Source organism: Flavobacterium sp. P3_A6 (genome assembly GCF_056403035.1).
This window is the reverse complement of sequence record NZ_JBFUGG010000006.1, coordinates 61,916-76,519: the sequence shown is the minus strand read 5'-3', so window position 1 is coordinate 76,519 and position 14,604 is coordinate 61,916. Positions and strand designations below refer to the sequence as shown.

At 33.0% G+C, this 14,604-nt stretch carries 7 protein-coding genes and 1 CRISPR repeat array; all 7 genes read right to left on the bottom strand.

The features are described 5' to 3' along the window. Positions 1-20: 20 nt before the first annotated feature. A complete protein-coding gene (locus AC1DVP_RS07935) occupies positions 21-2,033 on the bottom strand; it encodes a DUF349 domain-containing protein (protein ID WP_477182961.1) in 2,013 nt (670 codons plus the stop codon). Between the two features lie 171 nt (positions 2,034-2,204). After that, positions 2,205-5,289: a CRISPR direct-repeat array (repeat unit 46 nt; unit sequence GTTGTGAATTGCTTTCAAAATTGTATTTTAGCTTATAATTCCCAAC). A 116-nt stretch (positions 5,290-5,405) separates the two neighbouring features. After that, positions 5,406-5,753 carry a CRISPR-associated endonuclease Cas2 gene (gene cas2 / locus AC1DVP_RS07930; RefSeq protein ID WP_477182960.1) on the bottom strand — a complete coding sequence of 116 codons (348 nt, stop codon included), beginning with the start codon at positions 5,751-5,753 and terminating at the stop codon, positions 5,406-5,408. Further along, positions 5,746-6,642: a type II CRISPR-associated endonuclease Cas1 gene (cas1, locus tag AC1DVP_RS07925; RefSeq protein WP_477182959.1), complete on the bottom strand. Its 897-nt coding sequence runs from the start codon at positions 6,640-6,642 to the stop codon at positions 5,746-5,748. Before cas1 ends, cas2 begins: the two co-directional genes overlap by 8 nt. 2 nt (positions 6,643-6,644) lie before the next feature. Continuing rightward, positions 6,645-10,709 (bottom strand): type II CRISPR RNA-guided endonuclease Cas9, encoded by a 4,065-nt coding sequence (gene cas9, locus AC1DVP_RS07920; protein WP_477182958.1) that lies wholly within the window; start codon positions 10,707-10,709, stop codon positions 6,645-6,647. Positions 10,710-11,066: 357 nt separating this feature from the next. Beyond that, positions 11,067-11,816, bottom strand: coding sequence for a shikimate dehydrogenase family protein (locus AC1DVP_RS07915; RefSeq protein ID WP_477182957.1), 750 nt, complete (start codon positions 11,814-11,816; stop codon positions 11,067-11,069). Beyond that, complete coding sequence (locus tag AC1DVP_RS07910; RefSeq protein WP_477182956.1) at positions 11,816-13,213, bottom strand: tetratricopeptide repeat protein; 1,398 nt, start codon at positions 13,211-13,213, stop codon at positions 11,816-11,818. Before AC1DVP_RS07910 ends, AC1DVP_RS07915 begins: the two co-directional genes overlap by 1 nt. 179 nt (positions 13,214-13,392) lie before the next feature. Further along, positions 13,393-14,574: an aspartate aminotransferase family protein gene (locus AC1DVP_RS07905; RefSeq protein ID WP_477182955.1), complete on the bottom strand. Its 1,182-nt coding sequence runs from the start codon at positions 14,572-14,574 to the stop codon at positions 13,393-13,395. Positions 14,575-14,604: the final 30 nt, after the last annotated feature.

Below are 14,604 nucleotides of genomic sequence, written 5' to 3'. Positions count from 1 at the left end.
TAGAATTTTATTGGGATCTATTATTCTTGACCTAAATTTCTCAACTGTTTTAGTTTTTCTTTCCAAACATCGAGGCTCTCTTTGTGAATGGCGATGTTTTTTCGAACTTCCAATACGATTGAATTTTCTTTTTTCGCATTTTTTGTATTGGTAAAAAACTGAATGTTATTTTCCAGTTGGAAAATTTCGTTTTGTACTTCTTCAATTTTGCGCATTAGGAAAATTTTCTCATTGTCCAATTTTCTAGTGTCATTGCTTTCAGAAAGATTCTCCATTCTGTTGGAGAAACGCATCATTTCGGTATCTTTTTTGCTTAGGCTTAATTTTTCAAATAAAGCATCCAGAATTTTATTGAATTTTCCTTCGATATGTCTTCTTGGAAACGGAACTTTACCAAAATTTTTCCAAGTTTCTATATGTAGTTTGATGGCATCCAAATCAGTTTTGTGATCTCCTGTTAATTGGAATTCTCTCAACGTTTCCAAGTAGGCTTTCTTTTTATCAAAAGCTTCTACTTCATCTACATTTTCAACGTTTTTATGTTCTTTTAACTTGTCAAAATAATAATTACAGGCTTCTCTAAATTCGTTCCAGATTTTGTCGGAATATTTTCTTGGGACATGTCCTATTTTTTTCCAATCTTCCTGAATTTGCTTCATAATAGGAGTCGTGCTTGCAAAATCTACACTTTCCTGTAATTCTTTGGCTTTTTTTACCAAAGCGATTTTTTTGTTCAGGTTGTCGTTTTGATCTTTTTTGATGTCCTTGTAAAAAGAATTTTTAAAGCTGTTGAAGTTTCTAACGGCTGTTTTAAAAGCAGACCAAGTGGCTTCATTTACATCTGAAGGCACTTTTCCAGCAGAGAAAAATTCTGAACGTAAGGCTTCCACTTTTTCGATTTGGGCAAGCCATTGAGAGTGGGCATTTACTTTTTCGGTTGCCAAGACTTCAATTTTGGCAATAATTTCTTTTTTCTTTTCTAGGTTTTCAAGTTCAGTTCCTCTTAAGTTTTCGAACAAAATTTCACGCTTATCGTGCATTTTTTTTGTCAGTTCACTGAATTGATTCCAGATTTCATCACGATGTTCTCTGGAAACTGGACCAATATCCTCTTTCCAGATGCGGTGTAAATCCTGAAGTTCTCTGAAAGCTTTGCTGATATCAGCTTCTTTAAGCAGTTCTTCAACACGGGCAACGATTTTTTGTTTTTGTTCCAGATTGTATTTGAAATCAATATCTCTTGCTTCTCTGTCTAAGTGCAGATAATCGTAAAAATTCTCAACATGAAAATGGTAATTATTCCAAACGTGATTGTACTTGTCTTTTGGGATAGATCCAGCATTTTTCCATCTCTCTCTTAATTCATTAAAATGATTTAAAGTGTCCTTGATGTTGGCTTGCGGATTGATTAATTCTTTTAGCTCTTCTACAATTGCCAATCTAACTTCTAAATTAGTTTTTAGATTTGACTGCAGACTTTTAAAATGAGCATTTTTATTGTCTTTGTAGATGGTGTAGTATTGATCGAACTTTGATTTTAAAGGAGAATGATATTGGAACTCTTCATTAGGATCTTGATTTTCCTGGTTGAATTCTTCTCTTTTTTCTTCGATAAGGTGATTGTATTTGGCTAAAAAAGCTTTTCGGATTTCCTCAACATGCTCTTTAATAGACATCACTTTTTCATTAGTAACCAAATTTTTCAATTCATTTACAAGCGTATCCATAGGCAATGCTTCGTAATCCAGCATTGGGATATCATGACGTTCTTTCAACGTTTCATCTTCACTTTCTTCAGCATTTGTTTCAGCTATGGCGTCAATCACATTTTGCTTTTCGTCTATTCCGTTTTCATTCGAAATAACTGTTTCAGAAACAGGATTTACAGTGTTTTCCTCTGCCACCGCATCACTGATTTCACTTTCTGTCACTGCAGACGCGTTTGATTGAACTGTTTCCTGCAATTCATTAGCTGTATTTCCATCTGTCAAATTTTCTTGAATTGACAGGTTATCGTTCTTTTCTTCTAACATTTTGTAAATGTATAAGGTTTTTATTTTTTGAATGCGAAAGATACTAAAGGTGCGCCAAAATACAAAATAAAAGTTTTGTTTATAGCTCAGTTATGCAGAAAATTCTTTCTTTAAAGACATTATTTGATTTGATTCTAGTTTGTGGATTAGCTTTTTCAAGTTTTGATACAAATTGTGAATTGCTTTCAAAATTGTATTTTAGCTTATAATTCCCAACCAATTCTCTTTGAAAATCCACAAATTCTTCGTTGTGAATTGCTTTCAAAATTGTATTTTAGCTTATAATTCCCAACGACAAAAGTACCTACTGCTGCTAATTACCTGTTGTGAATTGCTTTCAAAATTGTATTTTAGCTTATAATTCCCAACAATTACAAAATCCAAAGTACCGCTCCACCCGTTGTGAATTGCTTTCAAAATTGTATTTTAGCTTATAATTCCCAACAAAGGATTGCGCTTTAAGTTGTCAACTCATGTTGTGAATTGCTTTCAAAATTGTATTTTAGCTTATAATTCCCAACTTGGCATAAAAAAACCCACTTTTATAGAGTGTTGTGAATTGCTTTCAAAATTGTATTTTAGCTTATAATTCCCAACTCGTTTGATTTTAATAACTTCATTGAATTGGTTGTGAATTGCTTTCAAAATTGTATTTTAGCTTATAATTCCCAACTCTGTAAAGTATATAATGCTAATGCAAGCTGTTGTGAATTGCTTTCAAAATTGTATTTTAGCTTATAATTCCCAACTGAAAGAAAGTAAGATTGTCCAGCTGCAGTGTTGTGAATTGCTTTCAAAATTGTATTTTAGCTTATAATTCCCAACAAGGAAGAATTACAGAACAGGAGTTAATTCGTTGTGAATTGCTTTCAAAATTGTATTTTAGCTTATAATTCCCAACCAGTTTTTAGTGGTTGCGATGGTTCATCTCGTTGTGAATTGCTTTCAAAATTGTATTTTAGCTTATAATTCCCAACCAAACTTATCTGTTATTGTTGTACAATTTTGTTGTGAATTGCTTTCAAAATTGTATTTTAGCTTATAATTCCCAACATAGCATATATGCGTTGTTAGGGCAAGTACGTTGTGAATTGCTTTCAAAATTGTATTTTAGCTTATAATTCCCAACGCAGTTTTTCAATCATCGCCTTTAACTCCTGTTGTGAATTGCTTTCAAAATTGTATTTTAGCTTATAATTCCCAACTTTCTTTTGCTTATCATAAGGATCTCTAGTGTTGTGAATTGCTTTCAAAATTGTATTTTAGCTTATAATTCCCAACGTTCTGGCGGTAGAAAAGGTCAGCTTCCTTGTTGTGAATTGCTTTCAAAATTGTATTTTAGCTTATAATTCCCAACGTCGCAATCAGCATTAGCAAACATCATAAAGTTGTGAATTGCTTTCAAAATTGTATTTTAGCTTATAATTCCCAACGGAGCTTTCCGAATACCTTGCATCCCTTACGTTGTGAATTGCTTTCAAAATTGTATTTTAGCTTATAATTCCCAACCTATTTGAGGGTAAAAAACTAACTCCCGCAGTTGTGAATTGCTTTCAAAATTGTATTTTAGCTTATAATTCCCAACGTGGAAAGCATTATGAATATTTAACATACAGTTGTGAATTGCTTTCAAAATTGTATTTTAGCTTATAATTCCCAACTGGGGATATTAATGGATATTGTAAAGAGCAGTTGTGAATTGCTTTCAAAATTGTATTTTAGCTTATAATTCCCAACAGGTCTGCGTAACTAAGGTTTGTGCCACTAGTTGTGAATTGCTTTCAAAATTGTATTTTAGCTTATAATTCCCAACTTTTTTGCGCCACTAAGGTTTGCGCCACTAGTTGTGAATTGCTTTCAAAATTGTATTTTAGCTTATAATTCCCAACATTAATTTAAAGTTTGTTTTGCACTTGTAGTTGTGAATTGCTTTCAAAATTGTATTTTAGCTTATAATTCCCAACGCATACATTCTCTCGGAGTCAATCTTCGAAGTTGTGAATTGCTTTCAAAATTGTATTTTAGCTTATAATTCCCAACTATTTTATCTTCTTTAGATACTGCTCCTGAGTTGTGAATTGCTTTCAAAATTGTATTTTAGCTTATAATTCCCAACTGATTCTTAATCCAGCAACTAAAGAGCATTGTTGTGAATTGCTTTCAAAATTGTATTTTAGCTTATAATTCCCAACTTTATTTATTTCAACCATAACACCTTCCTGGTTGTGAATTGCTTTCAAAATTGTATTTTAGCTTATAATTCCCAACTAACGACCCATTTTTTAAAACATCAAATTCGTTGTGAATTGCTTTCAAAATTGTATTTTAGCTTATAATTCCCAACTTGAGTAAAGGGAAATATGTTGTTGTTTATGTTGTGAATTGCTTTCAAAATTGTATTTTAGCTTATAATTCCCAACAAAAAATATAAACCCTTAGTTGTTTGCTAAGTTGTGAATTGCTTTCAAAATTGTATTTTAGCTTATAATTCCCAACTGATAAAGTAATTGTTGATTCGATCTCAGGGTTGTGAATTGCTTTCAAAATTGTATTTTAGCTTATAATTCCCAACGCAACTTTCTGGCGAAAACTACTCTTGCTGGTTGTGAATTGCTTTCAAAATTGTATTTTAGCTTATAATTCCCAACCATATTACAACTGTTTAAATAACTTAATACGTTGTGAATTGCTTTCAAAATTGTATTTTAGCTTATAATTCCCAACTTTGTACTTTAACTCTTGAATCTCATTAAGGTTGTGAATTGCTTTCAAAATTGTATTTTAGCTTATAATTCCCAACGAAAAGCTACAACGGAAAAAGATAGATACAGTTGTGAATTGCTTTCAAAATTGTATTTTAGCTTATAATTCCCAACAGATGCCCTCGCATCTTTGTGCTGTCTGATGTTGTGAATTGCTTTCAAAATTGTATTTTAGCTTATAATTCCCAACTCATATCCACATTTGTATTGTTTTGTTCAAGTTGTGAATTGCTTTCAAAATTGTATTTTAGCTTATAATTCCCAACTTTGGGTAGAGTGTTTTGTATCTAAAACCGGTTGTGAATTGCTTTCAAAATTGTATTTTAGCTTATAATTCCCAACTACAAAATTATCCAGCAACTAAAGGGGTGGGTTGTGAATTGCTTTCAAAATTGTATTTTAGCTTATAATTCCCAACCGTTTTGCCCTTATTCCTGTCAATTGACCCGTTGTGAATTGCTTTCAAAATTGTATTTTAGCTTATAATTCCCAACATACTGCGATGTAATCGTTTGATATGTTGGTCGTTATGAGTTTGTTTTGGAATCGAAAAAGAATAGGTTTTAGGTGTTGGTGTTCAGGTAGTTATGTTCTTTTTTAATCCTGTTGATTAAAATAATTCCAATTGTTGAGAAGGTTTTTCTGGTTCAATTGGTTTTTTGCCATAAAAAAGCTCCATCATCCCAAATTGTTTGTCGGTTATTTGCATCACTCCAATTTTGCCATGTTCGGGGAGGTTGTTTTTTATTCGTTTAGTGTGTACTTCTGAGTTTTCCTTGCTGGCACAGAATCGCATATAGATTGAAAATTGGAACATAGAAAAACCATCGTCCAATAATTTCTTGCGAAATCCACTAGCGATTTTACGCTCTTTCCGCGTTTCGGTGGGCAGATCAAAAAAAACTAATATCCACAAACTTCTATATTGGTTTAAACGGGTGTAATGTTCGTCATACATAAACAGGATATAAAATTTTCCTTGCTGTTCCTTCAAAACATTCGTGTAAGGAATGTGTAGTTCTACTCATAGCGACCATTAACGGACTGTTTTTTCCATCTATAAAAACATCGATGCTGGCAATATTCAACAACTGTTTTTTAAAATCAGTTGTTAATTCTTCATAAGAATCTTCGGTTTCCATGATGTGGCATACAATTAAATCGACATATGGACGATAGGGTTCCATAATATCATCAGCTAAACAATAGGCATTGTATTTGTTGCGATGAAAGATGCCTAAAGTGGGTAGCATTCCAGAACTGACAATGGCTCTTGCGGTAATCGCTCTTAAAATAGCATATCCATAATTAAGTAAGTTGTTTGGAGGAATTCCTTTTTGGCCTCGGGTGAAATTTTCTATAGGGATGAGGTTTTGCCAGTAAAAAACGGCTGCTCTGGATTCATGGTTGAGAGCATCCCCCGAAGTAACTTCTTTTGCCCACAGTTCCATTTTTCGGCATGGGATTCCTTTTTCTTTGAGTAGTCCTGCCTGATTCATAATTTTGGCACTAATGGTTTGTTGCCACAAATTCTTTTTTAATGGGACAGAAGCGTTAATTTGATTTTTAAAACGTTCGGTTTGTTCCGTATGTCCATTGAGCGGCATTAATAAACCAATAGGTAAATGGAATTGATCACAATTAATTAATGCTACATTATTATTGGTTAGTTTTTCGAGTAAACCATTGGTAATGGTGATTTGCTGGTTTTCCAGAACAATGACTCCAATATCTTCGATAGCCACGGTTTTGGTTTCTTGATCCTTGTCAGGATAAGAAATTACAATTTGCTCATTTTTGGTACTTAAATAAGCAGGGTTGCCGAAGAAAAGGGTTCGCTTTATCATAACTAATATTCTCCAATTTGAACAATTTGTCCTAAATGATTGATGCGGACTTTTATTATTCCTTCAAAATAAGGAAGACTTTTTATAGATTTGTAAGTTTTATCTTTTAATTCCTTTACATCATTAATTGTTGTTTCTAAATGGTGTCTAAACACATAGTCTCTAACGGAAGTATTTCCATATTCAACTTTAGAAAATTTCTGAACTCTAAACAAATTTTTACTTATTAATTCATTATTTAAAGGGTTTTGCAAGTCAACTTCTTTTGGTTCGAAGTCTTCAGATGGAAAAACAAAATACTCATTTTGTTTCATAGTAAATAAGAATTCCCAGCCGTTTTTATGCTTTTTATTAATTGCTGATAAACCTTCCTTTGCAAGAATTACAGCATCATAAAAAGAAATAACTTCGTCTTGTAAATTGCCTTTTTCATCTCTGTAAATAGCCACGTGATGATTGTTTCCTGTGCTTACAAAATCTACTGGAATTGGATTTCCGCTTTCGTCTAAAATTTCATTGCCTAAATGATCTTTTTTAGTATGCAGAGCTTGTGCATTACTAACTCCGCTAATAGTTACTCGTTTTATCGCAATTCCTTTCTCTTTGTTTTGCCAAATTGGATTTTCGTCAAGGTTTACGAATGCCTTTTTTGGGTCATTACCAAATTCGGCTAATCGTTTTTGAAGAATCGTTTTTAAACCAATATCAATTACTTTGTCAATTTTTAAATCGGGAGTAATGTCTTTTCTAATGGTGTAATCGGCTTCTAACCAAACTATTTTAACTTTATCGGGAACAACAATATTATCTTTTAAACTGATATAGATAGGTGTTTTATTCAATGCATTTTTTCCTGTAAAAGCTTTTTTTGGGTCGTTGTCATTTTGTTCTAATCTTTTTAATAAAGCTTCACGATACTCTTTTTTAGCTACTTTTTGAATATATTCTTTGGTAAAACTCGCATTTACTTTTTCTTCTTTGGTTGCATATTGCTGTAATTTTCCATAAACAGTTTCTTTGTGTAGCTGTCCTCTCGGCGTTAATTGAATTTTCTGATTAGTTCCACCGCTTTTTTTGGTAACGTTTTTATTTTTAGTGACTACTTTGTTTTTGGCTTTATAAGAAATCAAAATACTTTCGAGTTGCTTTTTAGCTTCTTCTCTAAAGTTTGGAATAGGCTCAATAAAACGCAATTTATTGTTCTTGTCTCTTTTTAAATATTTATCTTCAATACCAACAATCGAACGAGCTTTATTCTCTCCTTGTGTTTTTGCATTTAGATTATTTAAATATTGTATATAAGCAGGTTTTGTAAAGGCAACAGTTATGGCGTCCATAGCGTGATGCCGATGGTCGTTTCGTTTTGTCCAATCTTTAATTTTATATAAACGCTCTCCGTTTTTGCCTTCTTCAATGTGTGTTAAGCCTAATTTATCATATTTTTCCCAATTTAGTTCTTTCATCACATCAACTAATTCCCAATCTTCACGCAATTTATCGGTTACACTTCCAATTGTTGCGGTTACATTTCTAGAAACTTCCAATAAAATTTCTTTGGCTTTTTTGGCAATGTATTGTGTTTCTCTTAATTGACGGTCAATAAATCCTTCAGGAATTTCATTGTCTGCCATCAAGAGTTTGTTTTGTTTGGTTCGGCTGATTTTACCGAATAAACCTTTCACTCTTTTTTGGTATTGGTCAAATTCTTCAAGAGATAATTTTTCTTGTAAAAAGGAATAAGCTGTTTTGTTGCTTTTGTCGATGTTTAATTGACGTTCACAAACAGTTTTGTTTGAAAAACTATCATCAAACAAACGTGATTTTGGAATAATATGTTCAATATCGTAGTCCTTTGTGAATAGTTTTGAAGGTTCTATTGGTTTTCCTGTGTAAAGTGAAATACCATCACATTCTTTCCAAAGTTTATAGCGGATAATATCATTTCTGGTTACACGCTGAATTCCAAATTCTGAATGTAGAAGTTTCCTGATTTGCTCGTGTTCTACAGTACTTTTGTTAATCTGCTTGGTCATTTCGCTACGCTGTTCGTTATTGTTTTTCAACTCGCGAGCCAATTCAACTCGAATTTCATCAGGTTTTTCCATTGCGGGGTCTTTGATTATGGCATTAATCACATTAATCATCTGATTGAGGATTTTCTCTACCACAGGATTTCGCAGACTGTTTTTCTTTAGTAATTTTAAAGTATCTTTTAGGACACGTTCATTATTTTGTTCTGTTGTTAACGATGACGAATGATTGTAGCCTACCATTAAACAGGCTTTGTCGTAAATCTGTCCATCCATCAAATGAGGCAAAATCTTTTTAATCGCTTTCGCACTCAAACTTCCATAATCGGCTTGTAAATTGATGTTTAAAAGAAAAGGAAGATGATTTTCTTTGAAACCAAATTTACGTATCAAACTTTTTTTCAAAAAATCATCATCTTCGGCTGAATATAATAAATGCCAAAATTGATAATACGGCTGTTTGTCGAAATCATTGGCTTGAGTCGTTGAATCGAAATTCAAAATTGCTGTATTGATTCCTAAATCAGAAAAAGCCGATTTGAAAATGTTTTTAATATCTAGAGCATCTAATTTTGAAAAATCTAATTCGTCGTAACCTTCTAAAACTAAAATTTTTTCGAAAGCTTTGTAAATTGAAGTATTGGTTCTATTACCTTCAATTTTCTTGAAATTAACCGAGTATTCTGCTTTTTTAAGTCCGCAAAAACTGATTAACTGCGAATCGGTCATATTTTCTTTAAATAATAGCTCTTGAGCAATGAGTTGTTTCAAATCTTCATCCAAAAGAAAAGGCTCTTTTGTGATTTCGTTTTTAACAATAATATTATTCAAATTCTGCCAAATTCGGAACTCCTGAAATAAAGGAGATGATTTAGGAATCGCTTTGTGCCCTTTTTCAAATTCGCAAAAACTTACTAAATGTTTTTGAGATTTTAATTTTCGTTGGTAAAAAATAGTAATGTCCCGAACTTCTGATTTGAGTTTTTCATCCAATTCGGGATGAAATTTGGACTGTGTTTCCCATATTTTTTCAAATTCATCCAAATAATCCTGACGATAGAAAACCTGATTTTTTAGTTTGGCGTGTGCATTCTTCTCAAGTTGTTTGTATTGAAATTGCCCGACGGTTTCCTGATTGAAATACAATTCTTTGCTACGGTCGCTAATAGCACCAAGATAGCCGTTAGATTGATTAATTTGATTGTTAATTTCAGTAATAATAAATGCCAAAACTTTTAAATCTAGTTCAATTGTCAAAGCCTCATTTCTCCATTTGTAATGCTGTAATTTGATTTCTTCTCTAGTTCCTTTATTTTCTGCAAGAGGAATATTTAATGTCTTTGAAAAATGCTGAGAAGTTGCTGTTCTTGGTTTGCCTTGGATGTCTTCCAATAATTTATCATTTATTTGTTCTGAATGAAATTGTTTTTGGAAATGAACAATTCTTTCTAATTCTTTCTGCAAATCCGAACGATAAAAATCAGGAATGAATTTTCCGCCTTTTACCAAAGAATTATAAACCCATTGACCAGGTGTTAAATTGTCCTCGAAAATTTCTTTGGCAATTTTCATTCCGTCAATGGCATCGCCCTCTTCAGCAGTTTTTGCTTTTCTACTGCTTTTGTAACCTCTTTTTTTATTTAGCATTAACAAAACTTGAACTAATTCTTCTTTTGTAACAGCATCAGTTGCTGATTTAGCTCTTAATTGATAAGATGAAAAAGTGGTTGCAGAACCTGTTTCAGCATAAATAAAATTAATAGGAATGAATTTTATTTTATTGAAAATTTCTATTAAAGCATTTCTCCTTTGTTTGAAACGCTGTAAACCTCGTCTTGCACCACGTTTTAAAGTTCTATCTGCATTGATAGAAATTGTATTTCCTTTTTTAAAATCAGCTTCTTCATCTGTTGTAAGAGGAACAATACGAACTCCAGTATTTATTATAGATGAGGCTTCATTGTCATTTTCTGCCTCGTTGATAAAAGACCAGCCAATTGATGTAGTCCCTAAATCCAATCCTAATATTCTCTTCATTTTGTGCTATATTTTATAGTGATTTTCTCGTTATCTAAATTGTTCTCGAAATTTAATCAAAAGAAAATTAATTATTTTACGGAAAACCGTATCCTAATTATAATTTTTTTATTGTAGTATTGCATTACAATTTTGAAGCAATTCACAATAAGGATTATTCCGTTGTGAAAACATTTAAGGCGGGGAGACTCGCCTTTTTCTATGGATTTTATTCAAATTTTTAGCGTACACAAAATATTAGAAAGTGAACTAAAAAACATTCAAAGCAGTCTCAAAAAGGATCACTTTTTTACGCAGAAAACCCTCAAATGGAATTGTCCTTTTGAGGGTTTTCTGTTTGTTTAAAAAATATGTTTCCTATTTATTCCAAATCTTCCAGGCTTTCTCTGCCTGAAAAATAAGCATGTCCAAACCGTTTTTAATTTGTGCGCCTTGAGCTTTTGCTTTGCTTAGGAATTGGGTTTCTGCGGGATTGTAAATCAAGTCGTAGGCAATGTGTTTCTCTGTAAAGTATTCGTAAGGAATAAGCGGGAATAAATCCACATTTGGACTTGTTCCAACTGGCGTGCAATTAATTATGATTTGATAGTTATCAAAAGTAGTAGCGTTAATCAGGCTGTAATCAATGCAGTTTTGTTTGGCTTCGCGGGATACAAAAGTGTAAGCGATGTCCAATTGGTCTAATGCGAAAGCAACTCCTTTGGACGCACCGCCAGTTCCGAGAATAAGTGCTTTTTTATGATAAGGTTTTAATAGAGGTTCCAATGATTTTAGAAAACCATAATAATCGGTATTGTAGCCTTTTAATTTTCCTTTTTTGGTAAATTTAATGGTATTTACGGCTCCAATTTCGGTTGCGTTTTTAGATAATTTGTCCAAAAATGGCAATACAGCTTCTTTATACGGAATAGTAACGTTCATTCCATTAAGATCGGGATTGTTTTTTACTAATTCAGTAAACTCATTGATTTCCTGAATATCAAAATTTTCATAGGTACAGCCTTCAAAATGTTCCTTACTGAATTTTTCTGTAAAATATCCTTTTGAAAAAGAATAGCTGATATTACGGCCTAATAAACCAAAACGTCTTCTTAAAACTTCAACCATTATTGTTTTTTATGTTTGTCAATATAATTTCGTACCATTTTTTTCTCCCAAACAACAGGAAATAAATCTTCCAATAGAATGTAATTGTCATAATTCAGACGCAAAGCGTTACTTAAATGAAATTTGGCTTTTATGTTGTCTGAAAGCATAAAGTACAATCCCGCCAAACGGTATTCGACTTCATTTTCTTCAGGAAAATATTCTGAAGCCTGCAATAATGTTTGTATTGCGCTGTCGAATTCTCCCAAAAACTGTAAAATATCAACCCAAAACAACCAAGTGTCGAGCTGGTAATCACCAAATTCTACCGCTTTTCGATAACCAAATTCGGCTTCTTCAAAAAAGTTCATTTGCTTATTAATAGCAGCAAAACGTTTCCAATATAATTTGTTTTGATTGTCTATCGCTAAAGCTTTATTGACAAAAAACAATGCTTTTTGGAAGTTTTTTTGTCGCACATAAAAATCGGTAATAGCGATCCAGCCTTTGTCCAGCAAAGGGTCTTCATGAACTGTTTTGTTGAAATATTTAAGGGCTAAAACTTTGTTGCCTAATTTTTCATAGCATTTCCCTATTCGAAGCAATGCGTATGAAGTGGCGTCGTCCAGTTCCAATGTTCTATTGTAGCTTTCAATAGCTAGATCGTATTTTTTTAAGCGTTCCAATGCCTTTGCTTTTTCCATAAAAGCACCAAGGAATTCTTCATCAATAAGAGTTGCATATTCAAATGCATGAATAGCGCTTTCATATTCTTTTATGCCATAAAATAAGCGTCCCAGCTGATGCCATGCAATCTCGCTGTAAGGGTTTTTGTTGATGTATTTATTTAAATAAGTAATTGCTTCTTGATTTTGGTCTAAAAATTCAAAACAATATACGACATTATACAGAGCAGATTGGTCTTCTAAATCTTCTTCAAGACATTTAATGAAACTTTCTTTGGCTAATTCGAGATTGTCCATAAAAAGATACTCCATGCCAATTAAGTTGTAAACATCGGCATAGTCATCTGTGTATTGTAATGCTATTTTAAGCATTTCAACAGCTTTTTCGTGCTGATCCCTTTTGGAGCAAATATTGGCTTTCTGAATGTATATTTCTTCGTTTGTGGGTTCGATAGCAAACAATTCATTCAATAGCTTCTCAGCTATTTCGAGTTTGTCATCATAAATTAGCATTTCCACTTGAACTAATTTGAGCCCACTGGATCTTGGGTGTTGTTCTAAAGCTAATTTTAATGCTTTTTTGGCCAATGCAGACTTGCCCATGTCGAGATAATGAAGAATAATTTCTTCAAATTCTTCGGAGTCAAAAAAGAGCACTTTGTTGGTCTTCAACATGGACTCAAATTTGGATAGGGATAAGTTATAATCTTCTTCTTCGTTGCTTAATTGCATACTGTGTGTTTTTAAATTATCCTAAATTAAAATTAAGGAAACGTATTGTTTAAAAGAGGAAGAATTCTATTTGTTGTGAACAATTTAATTAACAGATTTCTCAATGTCAATTAAAATGTCAATATCAATTAAATAGGCAATGTTTTTGTATTCTAAAATCTATGCTTTATTTTCTAAAATTAAATCATCATTTCGTCCATCACTTCAAGAATTATGGCGCAGCCTTCTCGAATTTCATCTTCAGAAATAGTCAAAGGAGGCGTAATTCGGATGGCGCAGCCTTCAAACAGCAGCCAGAACAGAATTAAGCCCCGATCTTGGCATTTTAGAATCACTTCATTTGTTATGTCTGCACTTGCAGTCATAGCGGCAAGCATTAATCCTCTTCCTCTTATTTCTTGTATCAAAGGATGTACCAAAAGCGATCTGAAGAGTTTTTCTTTTTCTAAAGTATCTGTAATGATATTGGTTTCAGTTAATTCTCTCAAAGTAGCCAAACAAGCTGACGCAATGACAGGGTGTCCCCCAAAAGTGGTAATATGCCCCAATTTTGGATTTACAGTTAACAAATCCATCATTGCTGATGAGGCAGTGAAGGCACCTACGGGCATTCCGCCTCCCATTCCTTTTCCCATGACAACAATATCAGGCACAACATCATAGTTTTGAAATCCAAAAAGAGCACCTGTTCTTCCAAATCCTGGCTGAATTTCGTCCAATATCATCAAAGCGCCCACTTCGTTGCATCTGGCTTTTACTTTCTTTAAAAAATCATTGTGAGGTTCAATAAAACCAGCTCCGCCTTGAATGGTTTCGAGTAAGATTCCTGCTGTTTTTGGCGTTATTTTTTGTAAATCGGCTTCGTTATTGAAAGTTATAAAATCAATATCAGGAAGTAATGGACGGAAAGCCTGTTTGCGTTCTTCAAATCCCATTACGCTCATCGATCCCATTGTATTGCCATGATAGGCATTGTGGCAGGAAATGAGCTGGCTTCTTCCTGTAACTCTTTTGGCAAGTTTTAAAGCGCCTTCTATTGCTTCAGTGCCTGAATTGACCAAATAGGTTTTGTCTAACGGAGCGGGCAGGAGAGAGGCCATTAATTTGCAGTATTCAACTGCCGGGCTTTGTGAATATTCACCATAAACCATAACATGCGAATATTTATCCAATTGATTTTTTATCGCGTCATTTACCCTTTTATTTTGATGCCCAAGCGTACAAGCCGAAACTCCTGCTACAAAGTCTAAATATTTTTTGTTAGTAGTGTCAAAAATATAAGAGCCAATTGCATGCGAGACTTCCATGCCTAATGGATAAGGCGAAGTTTGTGCTTGGTATTTTATGAAATCAGGATTCACTGTTGTAAGGGTTTAAAATTGTTTAACCGT